Genomic DNA, 25,288 nt, shown 5'->3' on the forward strand with positions numbered 1-25,288 from the left:
TCCAAAATGGAAATGGCGTTAGCATTTCATCCATCCGGCTTAACAAGCCTGTTTTTTCAGATCAGGGTCGCATAGTGGAAAAGCTAAAACGCCTTCAAAGCGGAATCGAAGGGCTCGACGCGCTGCTTCAGGGTGGCCTGGTCGCGGGTGCTTCGTACATCGTTCAGGGCCGCCCCGGTTCCGGCAAGACCATCCTCGCCAATCAGCTCGGCTTCAATCATGCCCGCAATGGCGGTCGCGTTCTGGTCGCCACGTTGCTGGCCGAGTCCCACGACCGACTGTTTCAGTTTCTGTCGACCATGAGTTTTTTCGACGCATCCCGAGTGGGCGCTGAAATACAGTTTGTCAGCGCTTTCGATACGCTGGAAAACGAAGGCCTCGATGAAGTGGTGAAACTGCTGCGGCGCGAAATCAGCCGGCAGAAAGCGACGGTCATGGTCGTCGACGGTTTGCTCAACGCCCGCTCCAAGGCCGACTCACCGATCGACACGAAAAAATTCATCTCCGAACTGCAAGGCCATGCGGCATTCGCCGGTTGCACCGTGCTGTTTCTCACCAGCTCGCGCCTTGACGACGGCAGCCCGGAACACACGATGGTCGACGGCGTCATCGAAATGGGCGAAGAGCTGTTCGGCACCCGATCGGTGCGCCGCATTCACCTGCGCAAGACCCGCGGCAGCGGCGCGTTGACCGGTGTTCACGAGTGTGAAATCACCGAAAAAGGCCTGGTGGTCTATCCGCGCCTGGAAAGTCTGTACAAACGCCCTTCCGCCCCCGACAGCGCAGACATGACACGCATTCCCAGCGGCATCGCTTCGCTGGATGACATTCTCGGTGGCGGCTTGCACAGCTCCAGCGTCACGCTCGTCATGGGACCTTCCGGGATCGGCAAAACCACGCTGGGGCTGAAGTTTCTCGCGCAGTCGACGGCCGAAGCGCCGGGCCTGCATTTCGGCTTCTATGAGAGCCCGCAACGGCTGCGACTCAAAGGCCGTTCGCTGGGCATCAATATTGAAGAAATGGAACACAGCGGTGCACTGAGCATTGCCTGGCAGCCGACCACCGAGGGCTTGCTCGACGCCCTCGGTGCGCGCCTGCTGAGCCTGGTCGATGCAAAAGGAATCAAGCGCCTGTTCATCGACAGCCTCAGCGGCATGACTCGGGTTTCAACCACACCGGAACGCATCACCGATTTTTTCAGTGCACTGATGAACGAGCTGCGATCCCGAGGCGTCACGGTCTTCGCCTCGTGGGAAATGCGCGATCTGTTTGGCTCCGAGGTCAGCGCACCGAATTCCGACCTGTCCAGTATTGCTGACAACCTGATTCTCATGCGTTTCTTTGAAAATCACGCTGAACTTCGCAGGACGCTTTCCATTCTCAAGATACGTGATAGCTCCTACAACCCTTCGCGGTTCGAGGTAGTCATCCGTGATCAAGATGTGTTCCTGGAAAAGGCTTTGAGAAATGAACCTTCCGTCTCATCTGAGTCATTGCCTGGTTCAATATCGTAAGTCTTCGAGCGGGTTGAAATAACATGACCACCATCCTGGTAGTCGACGACGAGTATCTGATTGCTGACATTCTTGGCTTTGCACTGGAGGATGAAGGCTTCATGACGGTGACGGCCAGCAATGGCAAGAAAGCCCTCGAAGTGCTGGAGAGAGAACGGCCAGCACTGATCATCACGGACTTCATGATGCCGGTCATGGACGGCCTCGAATTCGCCGAAGCCGTGCGTGCTCAGCCTTCCGTCAAACACCTGCCGATCATTCTCATGAGTGGAGCGCAGGCGCACATCGGCATGCAGCGCTCGGATCTGTTTGACGTGGTGCTGCCCAAGCCTTTCGACATTGAAGTGATTGTGGCTGAGGTGAAGAAGCTGTTGGCTTCCTCATAGATACTCAACGACAAAGGCAATTTCGGCATTGGCATTGCCCGCTCTCATTTGTGAATTCGCGGGCTCAATGCGCACGAAGCGCGCTTGCAAGTCTACAGATGCGTTCCCGCCTTCCGATGTAGGCGCTTTCATTATGTAGTTCTGATTCAGCTTGAGTGGCTTCCCGTCTCTGAAGCGCATCTGCAATGCCAAACCTTTGGCAGTGGAACTACTGTTCAGATTTACCATGCCAGTATTAGCGTCCCACAGAGGGCTGCCCGCAGTGGGCGAAAAGGAGTAGCGGAAGTTGTTTATTCCGGCAGGACAGTTTTTCATACTGAGAAAAAAGTATTGCTCCTTGGCATAGGCACCGTTCTTCGGGAAATCGCTCAAGTTATAGCTACCCATATCAACTTTTACATCGGGTGTTTCGCAAGACTGTGAGACCACCCGCGTGCCACTTGTATTCAATGCCAGAGGCTCGATTTCAGCAGCGACAAATTTCCCCAATTGGCCTGAGGGTATCGTCGCACTACCGGAAATCTCACCCGTCTTTACAAGACGCAAGATGTGCTGAGTGCCATTCCACCCCCAACCGCCAGCAACGTCGGTGTCTCCCGGAAAGCCTTTCCATGCTTTGCCCGATGGCGGTCGAATCCATTGCCAGCCGATCCCGGTATTTCCAACAGGAAAAATCTGCGCGCCTGATTGGGTGAAGCCCACAGAATTGCGAACACCTTCATTGTGTACCGCAGAGCACCTGAACGAACTGGGAATGGCTCCCAGGGTCACGATTGGGCTTTCATAGATAACCGTGCCGTTCGGCGTGTCCCGCGGCACCGAGATCGTGGCCGGAAGGACAACTCGGAGGTCGCCCATGGAATTATCGGGATAAAATTCGCATACCGCCGCCATTGTATTTGACGACAGCATATACAAGAGTCCGACAATTGATATACGGGATAACTTCATAGCACTCTCTCTGACTCTGCATTGCATGCAAACAACTGAATGACTGACGATGGCGCGAATATTTAATCGGCAGCAAAACCACCACAATCGGAACGAGAAGATAATAAATAAACAGCACTTGCGCAAAAAGTTTATTTATTCAACAAACAGACAATTCTCATAGATTTATAGCTAACTAGCCAAATCGGAAAAACCTATAAAAGGACACGTTATTGAACACCATCCTTTACCAGCGCAGATAACCAACAGACAATTTAAGACTCGTCTTAAAGGCGCAACGGAAATCGGTCATTACACTGTCCACTCTTGAAAGGAGAAACGATTCCGTGAGAGCCCTCGATACCCTCAATAGCCCAAAACCCCAGAGCAACGCCGCCATCTATTGCCTGACGATTCTGGCACTGGCGCTGATCGCCATGACTGTCGCCGCCGGTTATGAGCTCAACAATCTGTTTCCACTGAAGGCCGTGGTGCAAAAGCAGGAGATCCAGCTCACACAGCGAGCCGATGCCATCCAGTCAATGAGCGCAGAACTCAAGCGTCTGGCAGAACAAAAGCAGGCACTGGAGACTGACCTGCTTACCGCGAAGGAACAGGCGAAGGCCGCCGAGACGGCAAAGACGGAGCTCGAAAACACTCAACGCGCGGCGCAAACCAGCGCCGCGTTAGAGGATGAAGATTCACTGTGCGCGATCATCGAGCAAAATATCCGCCTCGTAGCGGACCAGCTCAGTCGCGATGACTTCTTTCGCTTGCGTGATGAGCGCGAAGCTGAAGCCGAAGCGGTGCTTGAAAGCTATGAAAAACAACTCGCCACCTGCATTGAACAACTGACGGCACAAACCGAGCAGCCAACACAGAAATGAGGTAGCGGCCGCTGCACAACAGGATTGACCGCGGATCAAACAAAGCCCTGGTGATCAGGGCTTCCTGCTCACTCTTTACAGCTTGAATTCCTTGGTCAACTTATTCAGCGATGCCGCTAATTGCGAAAGCTCCGCCGACGCAACGGCGGTCTGTTTCGAGCCTTCTGCAGTTTCGCAAGACAGGTCGCGAATGCTGATCAGGCTGCGATCCACTTCGCGCGCAACCTGAGCCTGCTCTTCGGCAGCGGTCGCCATCAGCAGGTTTCGTTCATTGATAAGATTCAGAGACCCAGTGATGTCAGTCAGCACTTCGCCGGCGATATTGGCCATCTCGAGTGTTCTTTCAGCTTGAGAGCGGGTGTGACTCATGGAAGAAACCGCCCTGCTGGTGCCCGACTGAATGGAGCTGACCATGGACTCGATGTCCTCGGTCGATTTCTGCGTACGCTGCGCCAGCCCTCTCACCTCATCTGCAACCACGGCAAAGCCGCGGCCCGCCTCCCCCGCCCGCGCCGCCTCGATGGCCGCGTTCAACGCGAGCAGATTGGTTTGTTCGGCGACTTCTCGGATCACGTCCAGCACGCTGCTGATATCGCTCGCCATCGTAGAAAGCGCCTGCACTTCTGCCGAGGTGCCATGCACGCTGGAAACCATCAGATTGATTGCCGCGACCGTTTCGCTGACCTGGGCTTTACCGGCAATGGCTGCGGCGCTTGATTCCGACGTCAGTTGCGAGGTCGATGCGGCGTTGTCCGCGACCTGCTCCACCGCCGCACTCATTTGCGTCACGGCGGTGGCGGCCATTTCGATTTCATGACTCTGACGTTGAGTGATACGCGAAATATCTTCGGTGACGCCGTGCATGACTTCCGAGGTTTCGGCCAACTGCGTGGACGAGTCACGGATCATGATCAGCGCATCACGCAAACTGGCTTGCATCGCGGCCAACGACGACAGCATCTGCGCTGCCTCATCGGAGCCATCCAGCGCGATGGTTTCGCTCAGATCGTTGGCGGCGATGCATTCCGCCACCCTCAGCGAGCCTGCAATCGGCACCGTCAGGCTGCGCGTGTACAACACCGCCAGGGCCAAGGAAGCACCGATGGCAATGATAATGAACACACTGACGATCCACAGCGTGTGTTCGTAGACATTGTCGGCCTGCTTGCCCGCTTCATAAGCTTCGATCTCATTGAGAGCAATCAGCTTCTTGAGCGCGACCTGCACGCCGTCCGAGGCGGCACGCATCTGATTCTTTGACAGCGCAATGGCCGCTTCAAGCTGCCCGTTCGCCACGGTTTCAAGGTATTGGTCCTGCGCCTGATCATTGACCTGTTGTGCTTTGGCGAACGCCTCGAAGGCCTCACGTCCGGCGTCAGTTGCCAGCAGATCAATGAGTGCGCGCTGATGATTTTTGATGAGCTGACGCGATTGCTGAATGTCCATCAGGGCCTGAGCCTTGCGCTCAGGGGTTTCAATAGGGTTGCGCAGGCGGGCGTTATTGCCCTTGATTTCGATGAGTTCACGATCCAGTTGTCCGAGCAGCTTGATACTCGGCACGATGGTCGTCTCGACATAGGTCTCCGCCTTATTGAGCAAGTCGACTTGCTGCAAGGCGATCAATCCGATCGCGATAATCATGAGACAGAACAAGCCAAAACACAGCGCCGAACGCGGCGCGAGATTGAGTTTACGAAGCAGCATGATGCCTTACCTTAGAGTGTATTCAAGACAATGGGGCAAACGAGCGGGCAGCAAAGCAGGCGCTGAGCAATAGCACCTCAAAGCACAAGTGGATTACCGCGCGAAGGCGCAACAGCTAGCGGTTTGCACCTGAAGGAAGCGTGGATTCGGATGAGGCCGGCTCCGCCAGTTCCTTGAGCGTCGGGTCGGCCAGCATCAGAAAGTCCGCCAATCGCGGCAGATTGATTTTCGAGACCAGACGCATCCAGCGTTGCGGATGCGGGTTGAAGAAGGTCTTCGACCACTGATGATCGTCACTGGGGTTGAAAATCAGCAGGTGACGAATCAGCGGGTTTTCCCCAAAAAAATCGAGCGGATCCATCGCCATCTCGTTGAGCAACTCAGCATTGACGACGACCAGGCTGAGCCGTTGGGGGCAGTAATACGTCAGTACTCTCAGGTCACGATAAGTACAGACGTTCACTACGCTGAGACAGCCCAGCTTGTTGAACTGTTGTTCAATCGACAGACCTCTACGCACGTCGTTATCGGCGATCAGGATCCGCAAGGATCGACTTCGGTTATTTTCAAGAAACATCGGACACCTTTGGCAGCTCCATTCTTCCTTTCAAGAAAATAACCAAGGGGCCAACCTGGCCGATATGAGACTTGTCTCAAAATAACCACAGGATTCGCTGAACGAAAAGCACACCTTGACGACAAGCCTGCGCTAGCGCGGCGTGGCTTGGTTCAAGGTTATTGGAAGGAGGGATTTTGCAACGGTGGAGAGCGGCGCAATGCCAGAAGCGCGGGACGGTTGTGTACGAACCAGACAATTCTCATTATTAATGCCCCTTGTTATCAGTAACCTTGAAACAAGGGGCGCAAACTCATTCTTTCTCAGTCCATCAAGGCAGCGTCAGCGTCACGACGTAATTGCCAGTCGTTATCTGATGGCCCTTGTTGTCCGTGAGCAGCAAACGTTGGTCGTAATATTTTTCCTGCTCGTGGGTATCGGCAATCATCCTCACGAACACTTGCTGGCGCGGCTCACCCCGCCCTGCTGCACTGACGTTAGTCACCGAGAATATCTGACCGGTGCTCGCCTGCGGACAATCAAGCAGCTCGACAGAAGCAGAAGCACGGCTGGCGCCACTCGCCATGCAACTTGTCTCGACGATCTGTCCGCTGAAGCGAATCACTCCGCTGACAGGCGCAGACTGGGCCGCGCTGACGGTGTCAAAACTCAGCAGGCAGAGACAGGCAATCAATAAAGGACGTCGAATGATCATCGCGAAACTCCATGGTTATTAACCAAGGTATCGCCCGTTGCAAAATGATCTTTAACGTCCCCCTTCAATGCAAGGCCAGTCAGCAGAGCCCTGCGCCAATACGGTTACAGCTCGACCCGTTTGATTTTCTTGATCAGATCAGCCTGTGCATGCTCCAGCTTCAACGCGCTGCGATTGATATCCAGTGGATCGATGACCGGCGCTTCGCACTCGGCCTCAAGGTCGTTACACGCCTCGATGACCTGATGCTCGGCGACAATGCGCGCCGCGCCCTTGATCCGATGTGCCAGGTCAGCCAACAACCCGGGATCGCTTTCGGGTATCAGCGAATGCAGCTCCTCCAGATCCTTCTCACAACTCGACAGCGCCTCGCGCAGCAGTTCTTTCATCATGTCGAGATCGCCTCCGGTGAGCTCGGTCAGACGCTCGCGAATCGACCCCAGCTCCTTGATACCCGCCGCAGGCGGGCTTTCAACTGGCTCGGTTTCGACGTCCTTTTCCCAGCCGGCAAGCAGGGTCGACAAGGTGCTGAGGCTGATCGGTTTGAACAGACAGTCGTCCATCCCCGCCTCTCGGCATTTCACTTTTTCTTCCGGCTGCGCGTTGGCTGTGAAGCCCAGCACGATACACCGCGCTCCACCACTGTCGCGTTCGTCCTGGCGAATAGTGCGGGCCAGTTCGTAGCCGTTCATGACCGGCATGTTGCAGTCCGTGATCACAATGTCGAACGGCTCCGAACGCCACAATGCCAATGCCTGGGCACCATCGGCAGCATCACGCACCGCCTGGCCAAGAAAGCTGAGCTGCTGCGTCAGCAGCAGACGGTTGGCGCTCTGGTCATCCACTACCAGAATCCGCAGCGTCGGCACTGGCTTGTCCTGGACAACCGAAACAGGCAGCACCTTGCCGCCGAGCGGACTGAGGATATTGAAGAACAGCGACACTTCCAGGCAGGTGCCTTTGCCCAGCGTACTGGTGATGTTCAGTCGCCCGCCCATCAACTCGCACAACGAACGTGAAATCGCCAATCCCAGACCGGTGCCGCCCCGGTTCGAGGGGCCGTGATTGGCTTGCGAAAACGGCTGGAACAGGATCTGCAGATCAGCGCTGGAAATGCCGATGCCGGTATCCTCGACTTTGAGGTCGACCTGCAAACGTTCGTCAGCAAGGCGTTGGCCGCGAATCGAGACGCTGACATGCCCGGTATCGGTAAACTTGATGGCATTGCCGACCAGATTCGAGAGCACCTGCTGGAAGCGCATCGGATCAACCAGTACGTCACAGCCGACTGTGGCGTCGATATCGAGCTTCAATACCAGACTCTTCTGCCTGGCCAAGCCGTCGAACACCCGCGCCACGGACTCCACAAGTTCGCGCAGGTTGGCACGTTTGGGCGAAAGACTGACATGCCCAGACTCGATGCGAACCACATCGAGGATATCGCCGATCAGCTCCAGCAGGCCTTTCGCCGAGTCGTAGGCGACTTCAATCGCCGGTCGATCGAAGTGGCCCTGCTCGGCGCGCTTGAGGGTGAGTTCGAGCATGCCGATCACGGCACTCATCGGCGTACGGATCTCGTGGCTCATGGTCGCGAGGAACGTGGTTTTGGCGCGGCTTGACTCATCGGCCAGCTCTTTCGCCGAACGCAACTCCTCGATCAGTTCGCGGCGTTCGCTGATGTCGATCCAGCCGCAGATCACGCCTCTGACTTCCCCCGTCGTGTCGTGATAAGGCTGGATCCAGTGATAAATGATCAGCCGCGTTTCACCAACATGCAGCGTGCGATCCACCTCGTAAGGTTCGTCCCGCTCGATGACGCGCAGATAGTCATCGTGAAATTGCAACGCTTCCTGGCGATTGCGCTTGCCGCTTTCGAGCACGGTCTTGCCGATCACGTCTTTTTCCAACAGGCCAAACGTCTGCAGATAATTGTTATTGCAGGTGACAAGCCGACCTTCCCGATCGCGTACGTAAATGGGATGCGGCGTGCCGTTGATCAGCGCCCCCATGAACTTCAGCTGATCGCCGAGCAAGCGCTCTGCCCTACTGCGCTCGCGGATCTGCCGGCGAATATAGAAATTCCACGCCAGCGATCCGAGGATAATCAAGAAGGCACCAGCGCTGATTTGATAGATCAACACCTTGTAATCGCGCCACGACAGTCCCGAGAACGCGGCAATGGGACGCCAACGGTTGAGAATCACGTCCAGCTCATCGGGTGGAATGCTCAGCAGAGCCTTGTTCAGAATGCTGACCAGTTCGGTATCGGCGCGCCGGGCGGCGAAGGCGAGGAAACCCTTGTTCATGCCGACGATGTTGGAGATGCGCAAACTGTCACTGTAGATGTGAGCGATGTAGTAGCGCGCACCGTGCAACGTGGTAATCATCGCATCCGCTCGCCCATCCTTCACGTCAGCCAGCGCACCCAGCACTGTCTCGCTGTCGACAATTTCAATGTCGGGATAATCCTTGAGCAACTCACGCTCCGCGGAGCTTTCGGGGACGGCGACGCGCTTGCCGCGTAGCTCCTGCAGGCTTGAAGGCGCGCCTGCATCCTTGGCGGTGACGATCACAAAGGGACTGGCGAGGAATGGGTGAGTGAAACGCATACCGACTTCACGGGAGACCGTTGGCGTCAGCAATGAGATATCGGCGCTGCCATCCAGCAGGCGTGTGCTCAAGCTGGAAAAACTGTCAGTACGCTCCACATCGATCTGCAAACCGGTGCGCCGCTGAATCAGTTCCAGCAGATCGGCGCCGATTCCGCCAAAGTTGCCATCGCCATCAAAGAACGCAAATGGCGCCTGATCGTCATTGATCACGAACCGCGCGACCGGGTGCAGCTCAAGCCAGCGTGCTTCGCCGGGTGTCAGGTCAATACGTTTGGGTGTCAGTGCCCCGCCGCCACCGGACCAGCGCTTGGTGATTTCGGCTATCTTGCCGTCACCCATCGACTCGATGACCGAGTCGATCAGACGCAGCAGTTGATCATTACCTCGGCGCAGGGCAAAGCTGAAACCGTTGGTTTGCGTTTTGACGAACGAGTGCAGGCGCACATAGTTGAAGTAGTTGAGGTTGATCAGATAGTTGCTGGACACCGTATCGCCCAGAAACAGATCGACTTTGCCAAACGCCAGCGCGGCCAGTGCCAACTCGTTCGATGGAAAAAGTACGAACTCGGCATTGGGATACAAACCATGGAGCTGACTGGATGGCAGGTAATCGTCGGCAACCGCAATACGCAAACCGGCCAGATTGGCCGGCATCGGTCGCCGATCATCGCCGCGCATGAACATTGCCGGCACGTCTTCGACATAAGGCTTGCTGAGCGCGACGAGGCCGTCGATCAACTCGAAACTGTTGGAGCTGCCCAACATGTCGATGTCGCCGCGTTCAAGCGCCGCCATGGCATCGCGACGGTCGGGATATGCCTTGACGGTAACTTCGACATGCAAGGCCTGGCCGATAATGCAGGCGATGTCGGCGGCAATGCCCTCATAACGCGTACCGCTGGCGGTCATGACATAAGGCGGGAAATCCGGAAGTGCCGATCCCAATACGAGGCTGCGTTTCTGCCGCAGCCAACTCCAGTCTTCATTGCCCAGATCGACCTGCAGCGTCTTGCAGTCTGATCGACCGAACACCTGCAGAGTGCGCGGCTCTGCTGCCCACAACGACCCGCTACCGAATACGAAAAGCACACTGACGAGCAAAACACCGCGCAACAGTTGAAACATAAGCGTGTTATCCCTGGTTGTCGGCTGTCAGGCTGTGCTGCAACTTGAACAGCTCTGCATCACCACGAATGCCAAGCTTTTTGAAAGCGGCCTGTTTTTGCCCACTGATGGTTTTGCGACTGCGCGAGAACTTCAAAGCAATCTGCGTCACCCCCATACCCTCGAGGCAGCAACGCAAGACTTCTTTCTCTTTCGGCGACAGCAAAGGATTGCTCAGGAAATCGTCGCTGTGCGCCGCGCCGTCATCATTGGCACCAGCAGGTTCATCGACCGACGCAGGCAGCACATCAAGCTCGAAGGCCATTGCCGGCGACAGGTACAACTGGCCGGACGCTGCGCAACGGATGCCCGTGATCAGGTCATCGACTGGCTGGGACTTGCCGAAGAATCCGCTGACGCCCGCTCCGATCGCCATGTTCACCACCGCCGGGCGCTCTTCAGAGGATGAGACTAGGATGCGCATGTCTGGATATTGCTTGCGCAGCAGGCGAATCAGATTGAGCCCGTCCAGCTCACCATCGTGCAGCTTGTAGTCGAGTATCAGCAGGTCGATTTCGACCTCGCGCAATCCAGCGAGCAACTGCGCGCTGCTCCCGTACACGCCCACGACACTGAACTCGGCTTCGCGCGTCAGCCGCGATTTCATCGCCAGACGTATGAGCGAGTGATCATCAAGGATGGCAACGCGTAACGGATTCACGACTGACCAATGCATGAGCAACTCCATGATGAGGAGGGTTGAAGGATCATCAGCACTTGGCAACCGCAGCAGATCCCGGGCATCACCGAAGCTTTCAGGTGCATCTGATTGATTTCTCGGCACATGATGATTGTTTTGAAGACACGACGAAATAGGGCTTTGTCCCAAAAGTCAGACCGCGAGCGCGCATCAAAGGTCGGACGTACCTATTGCGCGGCGCCAGGACGACTTTTGACCCTCGAAGCGCCAATCGACCAGATGCGCCCAATTCATGGGGCGAGCGTAGAAGAAGCCCTGCCCCCACTGGCAACCGAGTCGAGCCAGGTGATGAACCTGGTCTGCGGTTTCAATACCCTCTGCCACCACACGCATGTCCAGCTCGCGCGCCAAGGCCAAGGCACCGTGGATGACCGCACTGTAGCGAGCCTGCTGGAAATTCTGCACGAAGCCGGCGTCGAGTTTGATTTCGTTGAACGGCATCTGACACAGTCGCTCCAGCGAAGAATAGCCGACACCGAAATCATCGATTGCCAGGCTGAAGCCGAGCATGCGCAGACGCACCATGTTTTCCATGCTGATCTCGGGCATCTGCAGCAGACCGGTTTCCGTCAGCTCGAATATCAGCCCGGCTGGCGAGGCACCGTGAATGCGCAACAGCGCCTTGATCCGATCGACAAGATTCGGGTTGGCCATCTGCGTCACGTCGAGATTGAACGCGAGCTTGAACGGTTTGCCGTGGGACTGCACGAAACGCTGCAGACTCAATCCTTGCGTGAGCAGGCTGAAAAACATTTCGTCAAGCAGCCCGCAACGCTCGATCGTGGGCAAGAACATGCCCGGTGAAAGTAACCCGCGACTGGGGCTTTGCCAGCGCACCAGCACCTCGGCGCCATCCACTTCACCACTGCGCAGATGAAACTTGGGCTGGAAGTACGCGCGAAATTCCTGCCGACGTATCGCTTCAAGCACTTCGTTCTCCGAAGGCTGATCGAGATGACTTTCCGCCACTTTGACATCGACCTGGCTGTGCGGCCGATAGCGCGCCAGCAATGGCGCCAGCACATCGACCATCAACGGCTTTGCAACACTGCCGAGCAATTCCAGGCCCTGCAACGTGACAATTCGATCAACCGTGCGCAACAAGTCTTCAGGCAACGAACTGCAGATGATCACTGCGCGAATCAATCCGGCCTCTCTCGCCAGGCGCAAAAAGGTCAAACCATCCATCCCGGCCATGCTCAGGTCACACAACGCAACGTCCACACCCCCTGCCTGGGAGATCACAGCCAGCGCATCTTTGCCATCAGCCGCCTGAAAGATATTTTTGTAACCCAGACTATTAAGCGCGCTGACCGCAGCCGTGCGCTGGAAGGCGTGATCTTCCAATACCAATATTCGAAGCGTGCTCACAAACCGGGAACCTCTTTCTATCAGCCATTAATAGCAAAACATCTGAATTATCTTTCAAGCAGAAAGACCGCTCACAAACTTTGCACTGACTAAGAATTTCTGCATCCGCAAACAGTAACCGAACAGAACCCGTGCGACTTTGAGAATTGTCTCATTTAGCCTGCCGTAAAATTGACTGAAGATATAAATACTCACTTCCGATATTGCCGCCTTGTTCGCACTTATCACGCTTTAAGACAAATCTCAAAGACCCATCGCTATCACCGACCTAACATGGCCTGGCATTTCAATGCAGCACTTCACAATAACTTCGGATATAAACATGAAAAAGTTCGCTTTCGCAGTACTCACTCTTTCCGTACTGGCTGCCTCCACTGGTGCACTGGCTGAAGAAGAAGCCGCTAAAGCCGTCAAGGGCGGCAGCGGTCAAATCAGCTTCACCGGCGTCATCAACAACGATGCGTGCTCGGTAGATGGCGCTTCGGGTAACGACAAGATGATTGCCGTGGACATGGGCAGCGTATCGATCAAAGACATGGGCACCGATTCTGCCCCGGGTGCTGGTCGCGTGGCTGCCAACGATTTCAACCTGAAAGTGAACTGCAACGCCGGCACCAAGGTGTCGATGCTGTTCAAACCAACCGTCAACGGCGGTTCGGGCCTGGTTGATGGCAAGAAAGTTCTCAAGCTGCAAGGTACTGATGCGGCCAAAGGCGTAGGTATCGCGCTGCTGGACAGCAACGGCCAGTTGATCGACCTGAGCTCCGAAGCCACAGCCAAAGTACAGACCAGCCTGACTGGCGACGGCACCACTGGCGGCGACGGCACCCTGTCGTTCGCAGCCGCTTACGTCACCACCGGCGACAAGACCACCGCTACTGCAGGTACCGGTAACACCACTCTGCCGTTCGTTCTCGAATACGAATAAGCAGCGCGCAATACCTGGACGGGGCCGCTGTGCCTCGTCCTTCCCCACCAGATCAATCGGTGAAAACTATGTTAAGTCGCTATTTTCCGCTGTGTCTGGGGCTTGCCGGGGTGTTGATGACGCACTCGGCATTCGCCAGCATCTCCTTGAGTTCCACCCGGGTCATCTTCGATGGCGCGCACAAAGAGGCAAACGTCACCGTGCGCAACGGCGGGCAAACCATCCTGGCGCAATCGTGGCTGGATGCCGGCGACACGGCTGGCAGCGCGCCGCCATTTGCGGTGACTCCACCGCTGGCCCGACTCGAACCCAATCAACAGCAACTGTTGAGGATTCTGTATGAAGGCCGCGGCATGCCTGCGGACAAAGAGTCGGTGGTGTGGCTGAACGTGCAGGAAATCCCTCAGGCCAGTGCTGCCGATGTCAATACGCTGCAACTGGCGGTACGTCAGCGCATCAAGGTTTTCTTCCGTCCGGATGGACTCGCCGGTGACGCCGCGCAAGCGCCGGTGCAACTTGTATGGCAACTGGTCACGCAAGCTGGCAAGTCGGTACTGAAAGTAAAAAATCAAAGCAATTACCACGTATCGCTGGCCGACCTGAAAGTCGCTGCAGGAAAAAAAGCCGAACTGGTGATTGATTCGACAATGATCGTTCCGGGCGAAGTCCGTTCATTCAACTTGAAAGAGTTGCCACCTGGATCTCCGCGTCTGACTTTTTCAGCCATTAACGATTACGGCGCACAACAACGATTCGATGCACCACTCAGCGCTACCGAAAGTCATGCCGAGCGCTTGAAAGATGCATCCGCCCAATAACTTCCCCGCCCCACCCCGCCAATTTACAAGCTATTTACGAGTTCCGGACTCCGGTTGAAGCAATACGGACTGATAAGGCAAATTGCATGTTTTCCTCCCAACACCACACATCTTCAAGTTGTGTAAAGCATCACGTTGCGCGCCATAAAAACAAAACGGCGTTGGGCTGCCTGCATCCATTGTGCTTTGCCATCAATATGGCCATCTGTGGATTCGCCATGGGTGCCGAAGCCCCCGCCGCGGTAGCGGGTGAAGCGTTCAATACCTTGTTTCTGGAAGGTTCATCTGCGGTCGATCTGCAACCCTTGTTGAATGCCAACAGCGTTCTGCCGGGCCGATATCGCGTTGACGTATTCAGCAACGGCACGCTGGTCGGTCGCCGCGACGTTGATTTCGCGGCCAATCCGCTCAACGGCAAAGTCGAGCCACGCATCACCCTGGAATTGTTACAGCAGCTAGGCGTAGACATGCGCAAACTGCGTGAGCAAGGTCTGGTTGACGAGCAACGGCCGGCCGATCACTACGATCTTGCGTCGATGATCGAACAAGCCAGTCTCAGTTTTGACGCCAACCGCCTGCGCCTCAATATCAGCGTGCCGCAGGTCGCGATGGCGCGCGGCATGCGCGGCTATGTGGACCCAGAGCTTTGGGACGATGGCGTGGCCGCCGGGTTCATCAACTATCAGTTGAGCAGCTCCCGCAGCAAAACCGATTACTCGACGCAAATCTCAAATAACCTGGGTCTGCGCAACGGCATCAACTTCGGTGCCTGGCGTTTGCGCAACGAGTCCAATCTGAGCAGTGCCACCGGCCGGCCCAACCGGTTTGTCAGCAACCGCACGTTCATCCAGCGCGACCTCACGGCGATCAAGGGGCAACTGAGCGCGGGTGAAATCTTTTCCGACTCAGACCTGTTCGACAGCGTGCGCTATCAAGGCGTCAAGGTGGCCTCTGATGAGGGCATGCGCGCAGACAGCGAGCGCGGCTATGCGCCGATCATTCGTGGCGTGGCTGAAACCAATGCGAAGATCGAGGTCCGCCAGGATAACTACATTCTTTACACCACCAACGTGCCGCCGGGTCCGTTCGAGATCAGTGATATCTATCCATCGGGCTCCAATGGCGATCTGGAGATCACCATTGTCGAGGCGGATGGTCGGCGCAAGGTCACCCGACAGGCGTTCTCCGCCTTGCCGACGATGGTGCGTGAGGGTCAATTGAAGTACAGCCTGTCGAGCGGAAAATTCAACAACAACAGCGAGGGCTACGACAAGCCGGCCTTCCTGGGCGGTACTTTCGCCTACGGTTTGACCAGCAACCTGACAGGCATTGCCGGCATTCAGGCCAGCAATGGTTTCAAGGCGCTTTCCGTCGGTGCGGCGAAGAACACTTCGATTGGCGCGATGTCACTGGACCTCACGCAATCGTCTAGCAAGGCATTCGGTAAAACGACCCAGGGCAGCAGCGTACGCGCGCTCTATGCAAAGACCTTCACCGGCACCGATACCAGTTTCACCCTCGCCGCCTATCGTTATTCGACCGAGGGTTACCGCACGCTGACCGACCACGTTCAGGACACCAGCACCGGCGCTACGCGGCGCGCAGGTAACGCCAAAACCCGTACCGACCTCACGATCAACCAGACCCTGGGTGAAGCGCGCCAGTACGGCTCGCTGTACTTGAATGCCAGTGATCAGCGCTATTGGGATCGCGGTGGTTCGCGCAGCTTTTCTGCCGGTTACAACAATAATTGGCGCGACCTGAACTACAACATCAGTTTGAGTAAAACCGAAGAGTTCGGCGCACGCGGTGACACCACTCACGACACCCAACTGAGCGTTTCGATCTCATTCCCGCTCGGATCGACACCTCGCGCGCCTCGCGCCTATATTTCCAGCAATCATCAGAATACCGGCACCAGTACACAAGCCGGGATCAATGGTTATCTGACTGAAGACAGTGACACCTACTATTCCGTACAGACCGGCCGCAGTGTGCAAGGTGATCGCTCTGGCTCGCTCAGCCTGAGTACCCGCACAGCGATGGGTGATCTGGGATTGGGCTACAGCCGAGGCAGCGGTTATGAATCACAGAACCTGAGCGCGGCCGGCTCGATCGTGGCCCACGCGGGGGGCATCAACATGGGCCAGACCGTGGGCGAAACATTCGCCCTGGTGGCGGTGCCTGGCATGTCAGGGGTAGAAGTCAGCAGCTACTCCGGCGTAAAAACCGGCCTCAACGGCTATGCCGTCCTTCCAAACGCACAGCCCTATCGGGTGAATTGGGTGACGCTGGACACACGAAATCTCGGCGGTGACATAGAGCTGGACAACGCCACCCAACAACTCGTACCGAGACGAGGTTCAGTAGTGCTTGCGCGCTTCGAAGGCAGCAAAGGGAGACGGATCCAGTTCGAACTCTACGATGCCGAGGGCAAACCCCTTCCATTCGGAGCGGTATTGATGGACGCCGACGGTAAACAACTGGCGCTTTCCGACCCCACCGGCAAGGCGTTAGCGCTTGTTACCAAAGATCAAGGCATCATCACAATCAAGTGGCAGGGTAAAAGTTGCCCTGCCCCTTACAAGCTGCCAGAACGACTGAAGGATTTGAACTATGAGCATTACAGGCTTTCTTGCTCAACCAGCGTAGACACATCGAAATAACACGTTCAATTCTTAAATCTTCAACATCAAGGCTCTGATTTATTCAGAGCCTTGTCGTTTCTGCTCGTCTAGCCATGGCACATAAAAACAAGACAATTCCTATATCCACACGCAGAAGGCTCATTACCATAAAAGGCGTAGTGAGCACTCACGCGCAACCGTGTGAGATCAATAGCCCCAACGCCCTTTAGGCGAGAAAGCCAAGAGAATTAGCCATGCCAAAAATCAGCGCCATTAGAACAACCACCTATAAGAAAAAACCAGAGAACAACCAACACATAAAATCAGATTCGCAAAACCATCTATCGCTTACGAAGAAAACCACAAGCGACGACAAGATTAGGACTGATTCCAGCGAAAAAGGAGTTAATACGGTCAAACAGCCTATTAGTGCAGTCGAGCTCATAAAAAAACAAATTGCCGAGATACAGCAACAACTTGCAACTCGCAAAGCAGAGCTGGCTAAAACCGAAAGAATGAATATGCCAGAAGAAGAGAAGGCTCAAAGAACAATCGAGATTCAAAATCAGATTTCTGTATGCGCTGGCAACCTCCACGCGCTGCAGGCAACATTGATCCAAATGACACTCAGCGTTGACACACACGCTTGAAATCCCCGCCGATGGCCGCACAGGCACGGGCCAACGCCTCATGGCGCGTCGCAAAGCGACGCGCCGAAGGTACGTGGCCCGAGCCAGTGCCTACCGATCAGCAGCTGCCGGGCGGGATGCCTTCCTTGTTAAAATCTTTAAGGCGCTTTTGCTCTTCCTCTGTGGAATGCGCCGGCGTCGATTGATCCGGTACTTCTTCCTCTGGAAATTGTGCTGTTTCTTCAGTCATTGCTTTGCCCTCGTTCTGGTTACTCATTCGGCATCGGCCGAGGGCTGGCAGTTCCAAAACTTCGCACCTTCTCCCTCTCGGCGAGCAAGTGCTCTCAAGTCTCTGGATAGCGCAACCTCACCCCATTCGAGCTTCGTTGCAAAGCTGGTTACGACCAAAAACCCTTGTGCGGCTCAGCCGCCTCGCCCTCTAGCATCGGCCCCAACACACTGACCTTGCGCTGCCCCTTGGCGAATACCTCGCGGCACGGCAAGGAGAACGTCGGGTTCTCCGGATGATCCCCCGTCAATCCCAGCAAGGCATGCTCCGACAAGGCATAAACCACTCGCCCGATTCCGGTCCAATACACCGCGCCGGCGCACATGCAGCAAGGTTCGGCGCTGGTGTACAGCGTGCACAGTTCCAGCTCTTGCGGCGACAGCAATTTTGCCGCTGCGGCGGCCGCCACCAACTCGGCGTGCTGCGTCGGATCGCCTTCCGGCGGCATCGAGTTATTCCCCGCTTCGACAATCACCTTGCCGTTGCGGTCGGCCACCAATGCCGCGAACGGATGGCGACCGCGTTGTTTCGATGCCTCGGACAAGGCGATGGTCTGGCGCAACAACGCCAGATCCAGATCGCTGACGCCAGCCGGGATGAGCTGAGTGAATTGATTCATGGGTAACTCCTGGGCAGTGGAAAACAAACAGTCAGTCGGCCAGTTCAGCGCCGATGGTTTCAGTGGATTTTTTATCGTTGTTGAGCAGGATGTTGAGGACGATGGCGGTGATCGCACCGAGGAAAATCCCGCTGTCGAGCACCAGTTTCAGGGTCGGGCCGACGTGTTCGAACAGCGCCGGAAAGGACATTGGCAGCACGCCGACGCTCACCGATACGGCGACGATGATGCCGTTGCGAGTGCCCTCGAATTGCACCCGTGACAGTTCCTGAATCCCCGCCACCGTGGTCATGCCGAACATCACGATCGCGCAGGCACCGAGCACTGGCGTCGGCACGGCGGCGATCAACGCGCCGAGTTTGGGGAACAGGCCCATCAGCACCATGATTGCCCCGGCGGCGGCCACGACGAAGCGGCTTTTCACGTTGGAAAGCGCGATCAAACCGGTGTTCTGAGTGAAGGCGTTGTAGGGAAAGCTGTTGAACAAACCGCCGAGCATGGTCGACAAGCCGTCGGCGCGGAACGCATTGCCGAGAGTCTGTTGCGTGGTCGGTTTGCCGGTCAGCTTGCCGATCGCCAAGCAGTTGCCGGTGGTCTCGGCCATGATCACCAGCATCGCCAGGGTCATGATCAGAATCGGCACCGGTGCGAATTCCGGCGCGCCGAAGGCGATCGGCGCACTCAGCTCAAACCACGCCGCTTCGCTGACACGATTGAAGTGAGTCATACCGCAGGCTGCTGCGATCAGGCTGCCGACGAACAGACCAATCAGCACGCTGAGGTTGCCGAGAAAGCCCTTGCATTTGGCGTAGATCACTAGCGTCACGCTGACCGTCGCCAAACCGAGCAACAGGTTCGCGGGATTACCAAAATCCGCCGAGTCGGGATTGCCGCCGCCCAGCCAGATCGCCGCCGCCGGCATTAGCGAGATGCCGATGATGGTGATCAGACTGCCAATCACTACCGGCGGAAAAAACCGCAGCAAGCGGATGAACACCGGTGCCAACGCAATGGTGATAAAGCCCGCCGCGATCACCGCACCGAAAATCTGACTGAGGCCGAATTCCTTGCCGATCATGATCATCGGCGCCAGGGCTATGAACGAGCAGCCCTGAATCAGCGGCAGCCGCGCGCCGAACTTCCAGAAGCCAAGGGTTTGAATCAACGTCGCCACCCCCGAGGTCAACAGGTTGGCGTTAATCAGTAAAACGATCTGCGCCGAGGTCAGCCCCATCGCACTGCCGAGAATCAGCGGCACTGCCACCGCTCCCGCGTACATCACCAGCACATGCTGCAAGCCAAACGTGAACAACTGTCGCAGTGGCAAAACCTCGTCCACCGGATGAATGCGTTGTGTAGTCATTTCACACGCTCCTGAAGGTGCGGCATCTGTTGAGATCGCGGGCATGCTCAGGGGCGCTTGAAAGTCAGATCCGCCCCGGAGATCGTTTGACGCGGGACCATAGTTGAACGTTTATTACGATGAAACAAATTAGCAACCATCGTTTTTTTCGATGGCACAATCACGCATTCGTTAGCCGCTCCAAACCTTTATTTTCGACCCGGGAGTTCACCGCTTGCGCTTCTCACTCGATCAACTGTTGATGTTCGTCCAAGTGGTCAAAAGCGGATCGTTCTCCGCAGCCGGGCGCCAACTGGGCAAGACCCAATCGACCATCAGCGCGGCGATTGCCAACCTCGAAACCGACCTTGGCGTCGACCTGTTCGATCGCAGCAACCGCAGCCCTGCCCTCACCGCCAGCGGCCACAAATTGCTGGTGCAGGCCGAAGCCGTGCTCGAACGCTGCATGACCTTCGAAGCCCACGCCGATTGCCTTTCGGACAATGTCGAAACCAGCCTGACACTGGCGATTGAAACGCCGTACGGCCCGATCATGCCGGTGCTCAAGGCCTTCGAAGCCGCGTTCCCCTTTGTCGACCTGATCATCCGCCATCCGGTGTATGGCGACGTCAGCGAATTGGTCAGCAGCGGCGAAGCGGTACTCGGTGTGGCGTTTTCGCAGCCCGGCTACCCCAAGGAACTGGCGTTCCAGCAACTGGGCAAACTGATCATGCTGCACGTCTGCCATCCCGAGCATCCATTGGCGCAACTCGATGACGTCACCTTCGACGACCTGCACGTCCATCGCCGCCTGGCCTTCAGCGCCCACGCAAGCAAACTGCCGAGCAGCGAATACCTGCGCTCGACCCAGTTGTGGCAAGCGGAAAGCTATCTGGCGTTATTGGAAATGGTCCGCGCCGGGCTCGGCTGGGCCACCCTGCCCCGTCAGCTTGTTCAGCGCGAACTGGCCAATGGTGAGCTGGTGGAACTGCAGCTCTCGGCGTATCCGCATACGGACTGGCAGATCGGTGTGGATTTGTTGTGGGCGCGGCAGCGACCGCTGGGCAAGGCCGAGCGGTGGCTGAAGGAGAAATTGCAGGGCAACAAGGTGTATGAGCTGGACCGCAACGGGCAGATCACCACACTTTGACGGGGGGACAAAGAGGCCCGCCAAAGCGGGCCTCGATTGCAGGCGTTGTCACTACGCCAGTTTGACTGTTTCAGTCTGAGCGTTGTGCTCAGGACGGATCTTGAACCAGATGGAATACATCGCTGGCAGGAACACCAGCGTCATGATGGTACCGACGAATGTGCCGCCGATCAGGGTGTAGGCCAGCGTGCCCCAGAACACCGAGTGCGTCAGGGGAATAAAGGCCAGGATGGCCGCCAGCGCCGTCAGCAGGACCGGCCGTGCGCGTTGCACCGTGGCCTCGACAACGGCGTGGAACGGGTCCAGCCCTTCCAGCGTGTTGTGGTGGATCTGCCCGATCAGAATCAGCGTATTGCGCATCAGGATCCCCGACAGCGCAATCAGACCGACCAGCGCATTGATGCCAAACGGCTGATTGAAGATCAGCAGCGTCGGCACCACGCCAATCAAGCCTAGCGGTGATGTGAGGAAGACCATGATCATCGCCGCGATCGAACGCACCTGCACGATGATGATCAGCAACGTCATGGCGATCATGATCGGCAGCAAGGGCAAGATCGCCTTGCCCGCCTTGCCGGACTCCTCGATAGCCCCCGCCTGCTCGATGCGGTAACCGGAAGGCAACGTGTCGATGATCGGCTGCAACTGCTTGATGATCGAACTCGATACATCCGGTGGCTGCAAACCTTCGGCAATGTCGCCACGCACAGTGATCGTCGGTGTGCGGTCACGGCGGCGCAGAATCGGGTCCTCCATGCGCACATCGACCTCGCCAATCTGCGATAACGGGATGCGTTGTCCCGACACGCCGACCAAAGTGAAACCCTTGATCTGCGCCGGGTCGAGCCTGATATTGCCCGCCGCACGCCCGACGACCTGCACAGAACGAATATCCTCGCGCACCGCCGTGATCGGCACTCCGCTCAGCAGAAACTGCAGTTGCTGGGCGACCGCATTGGAGGTCAGCCCCACTGCCTGCAGACGGTCCTGATCGAGACTGAAATGCAAGGTCGGGGTCAGCGGTCCCCAGTCGGTGTTCACCGTTCTCATCATCGGGCTGTCTTGCATCACGCCGCGGACCTGCTCGGCGATGTCGCGCAACTTCGCCGGATCAGGACCCATCACCCGGTAGGCAACCGGAAACGGCGAATAAGGACCAAAGACAATTTGCGTTGCTCTTACGCGGGCCTCCGGCGCGAGTCCTTCAGCAACCGCTTCACGAAGTCGGAACTTGAGGGTTTCGCGTGCTTCTTGACTGTCCGTCAGCACGACGATTTTGGCGAACGAAGGGTCGGGCAATTCGGGCGCCATCGCCAGGAAGAAGCGCGGCGCACCCTGGCCGATATAGGCGGTGACGATTTTTGCCTCATCCTGCTTGTGCAACCAGGCTTCGACCTTGGCGGCCGTGGCGCTGGTCTGCTCGATCGAGGTGCCGTAGGGCATTTGCACCTCGATCATCACCTCGGGGCGGTCGGAGGTCGGGAAGAACTGTTTCTTCACCAGCCCCATGCCTGGCACGGCGACGAAAAACAGCGTGACCACCGTGCCCGCCACCAGCCATTTGCGTGCGATCACGGCAGTCAGCAGCCGGCGGAAGCGGTTGTAATTCGGCGTGTTGTAGATCGCCGCGTGGCCACCTACGACCTTCTTGATGTCCGGCAATAACTTCACGCCCAGATACGGGGTGAACGCCACCGCGACGACCCAGGACGCGATCAGCGCAATGCCGACAATCCAAAACATGTTGCTGGTGTATTCGCCGGCAGTGGACTGGGCAAAACCGTTGGGCAAAAAGCCGATCGCCGTCACCAGCGTACCGGACAGCATCGGCGCCGCCGTATGGCTCCAGGCATAGGCAGATGCCTTGATGCGGTCGTAGCCCTCCTCCATTTTCACCACCATCATTTCAATGGCGATGATCGCGTCATCGACCAACAGCCCGAGCGCGAGGATCAATGAGCCGAGGGTAATGCGATCAAAGTTCTTGCCGGTGGCGGCCATCACCACGAACACGATCGCCAGGGTCAACGGCACTGCCGCGGCGACCACCACCCCGACCCGCCAGCCCATGCTGAGAAAGCAAACGAGCATGACCACCAGCAGCGCGACAAAAAACTTGACCATGAACTCGCCGACCGCCGAGTCGATATTGACCGCCTGGTCGGTGACTTTGGCGAGCGTCATGCCCAACGGTATTTCTGCATTGATCCGCGCGGTTTCCGCATCCAGCGCCTTGCCCAGATCCAGACCGTTCCAGCCTTCGCGCATCACCACACCCAGTAGCAGCGCGTCTTCGCCGTTATTGCGCACAACAAAAGTCGCCGGGTCTTCGTAACCGCGTTCAACCGTCGCGACATCAGAGAGCTTGAGTGTGCGGCCCTGCACGGAGACCGGTGTGTCGCGAATTTTCTGCACCTTGTCGAAAGCACCGTCGAGACGCAGAAACACCTGTGGCCCATTGGTTTCGATGGACCCGGCGGGCGTCAGCACGTTCTGACTGTTCAGGGCGGCGAAGATGTCCTGCGGCGACAGGCCCAAGGTCGCCAACCGATCATGGGAAAACGAAACGTAGATGCGCTCGGCTTGCTCACCGATGATGTTGACCTTCTTCACCCCCGGCACATGCAGCAGACGCTGGCGCATGGCTTCGGCATCACGCACCAGCAAGCGCTGTGGCTCGCCTTTGGCTTTCAAGGCGAACAGCGCGAAGGTCACATCGGAAAACTCATCGTTGACCATCGGCCCGATCACACCGGCCGGCAGCCTAATGGCTTCATCGTCGAGTTTCTTGCGCGCTTGATAGAACTCTTCCTGCACTTGCGAGGGTGGCGTGCTGTCGAGCAACGACACCATCGTGAACGCCAGCCCCTGGCGGGTGTAGGTTTCCGAGCGGTCGTACCACTTGAGTTCTTGCAGGCGCTTTTCAAGGGGTTCGGCGACCTGATCCTGCATCTCTTGCGCCGTCGCACCGGGCCACGCAGTAATCACGGTCAACTGCTTGACCGTAAACGGTGGATCTTCCGCACGTCCCAACTTAAAGAACGACAACGTCCCCGCAACAGCGATCAGAAAGATCAGGAACACCGTGATCGCCCGCTCGCGCACGGCGATGGCCGAAAGGTTGAAGCGCCCCTGGCTCATGGACGACTCCCGGCAACGCTGGTTTCGTTCTGCTGCGGCAATCGCACCTCTTCGCCATCGCGCAGCAGGTGGGCGCCCAACGCTACAACCTGCTCACCGGCAGCGAGGTCGCCGGCGATGCGGGCCGAATCATCGCTCAACCCCAGCACCTGCACCGCTCGCCAGGTCACTGTTGCCGGTGTTCCGGCGATGACCCACACCCCGGGGCCTTTGCCCGGATCGTAAATCGCTGCGATGGGGACTTGTAATGCCTGTGTCTGGGTGGCGCCTTCGGCAATGCTGAGGGTCACGGTCGCACCGATCGGCGCATTGGCCAGCGGCCCCTCGAGCACATAGCGCGCCTCAAACGTGCGCGTTGTACGGTCTGCAGAGTCCGAAAGCAGCCGCAGTTTCGCCGTCACCGCCGCTGAATTAACCCCGTAGAGGCTGGCTTGTGCGGTGGAGCCCGCTGCCGGACGCAACGTTTCGGGCAGATGCACGATGGCTTCGCGTTGCCCTGCGCGGGCCAGGCGCACCACCGGTTGTCCCGGGCTGACGACTTGTCCCGGTTCAGCGAGCGTTTCCACCACCACGCCGTCCGCATCAGCGACCAGCAGCGCATAACCCGAAGCATTACGCGCGACGTCCGCCTGCGCTTGCGCGGCGTTGAGCTGCGCCTTTGCCGTCTCTGCGGCGGCTCTGAACTGGTCGTAGGCTGATGCCGAAATGGCGCCAACTCCGACCAGTTTGCGATAGCGAGCCTCATCGTCGGCTGTCTGTTTGGCGCTGGCGCGAGCAGCTATGACCGCCGCCTGCTGCGCCCGCGCTTGCAGCCCGAGGTCGATCGGGTCGAGACGCATCAGCGGCTGACCCCGCTTGACGACCTCCCCCGTATCAACCAGACGTTCGAGCACCTTGCCCGATACGCGAAAACCCAGGTCGCCCTGAACGCGCGCCGCGACCACGCCGGTGAAAGAGCGAGCGACATCGGGTGACGCTTGAACCGCAGCGGATCTGACCAGCGGCGCCTGCGTACGGGGATCTGCAACGCTGGAAGATTCGCCACAGGCGCTCAGGGCGAGAGGCAACAAGCATGCGGCAATGGGGAAAGGTCGGAGCCGGCGCATAGGTTCCCTTACTGAGGAATAGGATGATCATCATATTCTCAGCCTTGTGACCAATAACGTCAATGGTCACAACCTGCATCCTGACCACCTGCAGTATCGA

General features: G+C 57.3%; 20 protein-coding genes. 8 read left to right on the forward strand and 12 right to left on the reverse strand.

The annotated features are described in order from the left end of the window. Nucleotides 1-74: 74 nt before the first annotated feature. Together CKW14_RS20345 and CKW14_RS20350 are read left to right on the forward strand one after the other, a co-directional pair. The gene (locus tag CKW14_RS20345) at nucleotides 75-1,514 is read left to right on the forward strand and encodes an ATPase domain-containing protein (RefSeq protein ID WP_095125984.1); all 1,440 of its coding nucleotides are present in this window, start codon (nucleotides 75-77) and stop codon (nucleotides 1,512-1,514) included. Nucleotides 1,515-1,537: 23 nt separating this feature from the next. Continuing rightward, entirely contained in the window at nucleotides 1,538-1,900 is a 363-nt protein-coding gene (locus CKW14_RS20350) for a response regulator (protein WP_095048986.1), read from the forward strand. Here CKW14_RS20350 and CKW14_RS20355 read toward each other — a convergent pair. Then, complete coding sequence (locus tag CKW14_RS20355; RefSeq protein WP_371857755.1) at nucleotides 1,895-2,878, reverse strand: fimbrial protein; 984 nt, start codon at nucleotides 2,876-2,878, stop codon at nucleotides 1,895-1,897. The genes CKW14_RS20350 and CKW14_RS20355 overlap by 6 nt on opposite strands. Before the next feature lie 299 nt (nucleotides 2,879-3,177). Here CKW14_RS20355 and CKW14_RS20360 point away from each other — a divergent pair, with 299 nt between their 5' ends. After that, entirely contained in the window at nucleotides 3,178-3,717 is a 540-nt protein-coding gene (locus tag CKW14_RS20360; RefSeq protein ID WP_093431579.1) for a hypothetical protein, read from the forward strand. 75 nt (nucleotides 3,718-3,792) lie between these two features. On the opposite strand, the gene CKW14_RS20365 is transcribed toward CKW14_RS20360, so the two are convergent. The 6 genes from CKW14_RS20365 to CKW14_RS20390 all read right to left on the reverse strand — a co-directional run bounded on the left by CKW14_RS20365 (nucleotide 3,793) and on the right by CKW14_RS20390 (nucleotide 12,539). Then, nucleotides 3,793-5,421 (reverse strand): methyl-accepting chemotaxis protein, encoded by a 1,629-nt coding sequence (locus CKW14_RS20365; RefSeq protein ID WP_095048988.1) that lies wholly within the window; start codon nucleotides 5,419-5,421, stop codon nucleotides 3,793-3,795. A 115-nt stretch (nucleotides 5,422-5,536) separates the two neighbouring features. Beyond that, nucleotides 5,537-5,998 carry a hypothetical protein gene (locus CKW14_RS20370; protein ID WP_095125986.1) on the reverse strand — a complete coding sequence of 154 codons (462 nt, stop codon included), beginning with the start codon at nucleotides 5,996-5,998 and terminating at the stop codon, nucleotides 5,537-5,539. A 310-nt stretch (nucleotides 5,999-6,308) separates the two neighbouring features. Then, the gene (locus CKW14_RS20375; protein ID WP_095125987.1) at nucleotides 6,309-6,692 is read right to left on the reverse strand and encodes a hypothetical protein; all 384 of its coding nucleotides are present in this window, start codon (nucleotides 6,690-6,692) and stop codon (nucleotides 6,309-6,311) included. Between the two features lie 104 nt (nucleotides 6,693-6,796). Then, nucleotides 6,797-10,429, reverse strand: coding sequence for a transporter substrate-binding domain-containing protein (locus tag CKW14_RS20380; RefSeq protein WP_095125988.1), 3,633 nt, complete (start codon nucleotides 10,427-10,429; stop codon nucleotides 6,797-6,799). Nucleotides 10,430-10,436: 7 nt separating this feature from the next. Continuing rightward, on the reverse strand, nucleotides 10,437-11,144 hold the full coding sequence (locus CKW14_RS20385; RefSeq protein WP_093431564.1) for a response regulator transcription factor: 708 nt from the start codon (nucleotides 11,142-11,144) through the stop codon (nucleotides 10,437-10,439). Between the two features lie 174 nt (nucleotides 11,145-11,318). Further along, entirely contained in the window at nucleotides 11,319-12,539 is a 1,221-nt protein-coding gene (locus CKW14_RS20390) for an EAL domain-containing protein (protein ID WP_095048990.1), read from the reverse strand. Between the two features lie 322 nt (nucleotides 12,540-12,861). On the opposite strand from CKW14_RS20390, the gene CKW14_RS20395 reads away from it, so the two are divergent. The 4 genes from CKW14_RS20395 to CKW14_RS20410 all read left to right on the forward strand — a co-directional run bounded on the left by CKW14_RS20395 (nucleotide 12,862) and on the right by CKW14_RS20410 (nucleotide 17,562). Then, on the forward strand, nucleotides 12,862-13,467 hold the full coding sequence (locus CKW14_RS20395; protein WP_095125989.1) for a fimbrial protein: 606 nt from the start codon (nucleotides 12,862-12,864) through the stop codon (nucleotides 13,465-13,467). Between the two features lie 68 nt (nucleotides 13,468-13,535). Continuing rightward, nucleotides 13,536-14,285, forward strand: coding sequence for a molecular chaperone (locus CKW14_RS20400; RefSeq protein WP_095125990.1), 750 nt, complete (start codon nucleotides 13,536-13,538; stop codon nucleotides 14,283-14,285). A 197-nt stretch (nucleotides 14,286-14,482) separates the two neighbouring features. Beyond that, nucleotides 14,483-16,951: a fimbria/pilus outer membrane usher protein gene (locus tag CKW14_RS20405; RefSeq protein WP_371857756.1), complete on the forward strand. Its 2,469-nt coding sequence runs from the start codon at nucleotides 14,483-14,485 to the stop codon at nucleotides 16,949-16,951. Nucleotides 16,952-17,166: 215 nt separating this feature from the next. After that, nucleotides 17,167-17,562 carry a hypothetical protein gene (locus CKW14_RS20410; RefSeq protein WP_095125992.1) on the forward strand — a complete coding sequence of 132 codons (396 nt, stop codon included), beginning with the start codon at nucleotides 17,167-17,169 and terminating at the stop codon, nucleotides 17,560-17,562. 97 nt (nucleotides 17,563-17,659) lie between these two features. Here CKW14_RS20410 and CKW14_RS30230 read toward each other — a convergent pair whose 3' ends face one another. The 3 genes from CKW14_RS30230 to CKW14_RS20425 all read right to left on the reverse strand — a co-directional run bounded on the left by CKW14_RS30230 (nucleotide 17,660) and on the right by CKW14_RS20425 (nucleotide 19,812). Next, nucleotides 17,660-17,791 carry a hypothetical protein gene (locus CKW14_RS30230; RefSeq protein WP_086936038.1) on the reverse strand — a complete coding sequence of 44 codons (132 nt, stop codon included), beginning with the start codon at nucleotides 17,789-17,791 and terminating at the stop codon, nucleotides 17,660-17,662. Between the two features lie 148 nt (nucleotides 17,792-17,939). After that, nucleotides 17,940-18,449: a nucleoside deaminase gene (locus tag CKW14_RS20420; protein ID WP_095125993.1), complete on the reverse strand. Its 510-nt coding sequence runs from the start codon at nucleotides 18,447-18,449 to the stop codon at nucleotides 17,940-17,942. Nucleotides 18,450-18,480: 31 nt separating this feature from the next. Beyond that, nucleotides 18,481-19,812, reverse strand: a complete 1,332-nt coding sequence (locus CKW14_RS20425; protein WP_095125994.1) for a nucleobase:cation symporter-2 family protein — start codon at nucleotides 19,810-19,812, stop codon at nucleotides 18,481-18,483. 214 nt (nucleotides 19,813-20,026) lie between these two features. On the opposite strand from CKW14_RS20425, the gene CKW14_RS20430 reads away from it, so the two are divergent. Next, nucleotides 20,027-20,941, forward strand: coding sequence for a LysR family transcriptional regulator (locus tag CKW14_RS20430; RefSeq protein ID WP_095048995.1), 915 nt, complete (start codon nucleotides 20,027-20,029; stop codon nucleotides 20,939-20,941). 51 nt (nucleotides 20,942-20,992) lie between these two features. Here CKW14_RS20430 and CKW14_RS20435 read toward each other — a convergent pair whose 3' ends face one another. Together CKW14_RS20435 and CKW14_RS20440 are read right to left on the reverse strand one after the other, a co-directional pair. Further along, complete coding sequence (locus tag CKW14_RS20435; RefSeq protein ID WP_095125995.1) at nucleotides 20,993-24,082, reverse strand: efflux RND transporter permease subunit; 3,090 nt, start codon at nucleotides 24,080-24,082, stop codon at nucleotides 20,993-20,995. After that, nucleotides 24,079-25,188 (reverse strand): efflux RND transporter periplasmic adaptor subunit, encoded by a 1,110-nt coding sequence (locus CKW14_RS20440; RefSeq protein ID WP_095125996.1) that lies wholly within the window; start codon nucleotides 25,186-25,188, stop codon nucleotides 24,079-24,081. The genes CKW14_RS20435 and CKW14_RS20440 overlap by 4 nt, the downstream gene beginning before the upstream one ends. Nucleotides 25,189-25,288: the final 100 nt, after the last annotated feature.

Origin of the sequence: Pseudomonas sp. Irchel s3a12, from assembly GCF_900187485.1 — a bacterium.
Taxonomy (GTDB): Bacteria; Pseudomonadota; Gammaproteobacteria; order Pseudomonadales; family Pseudomonadaceae; genus Aquipseudomonas; species Aquipseudomonas neuropathica.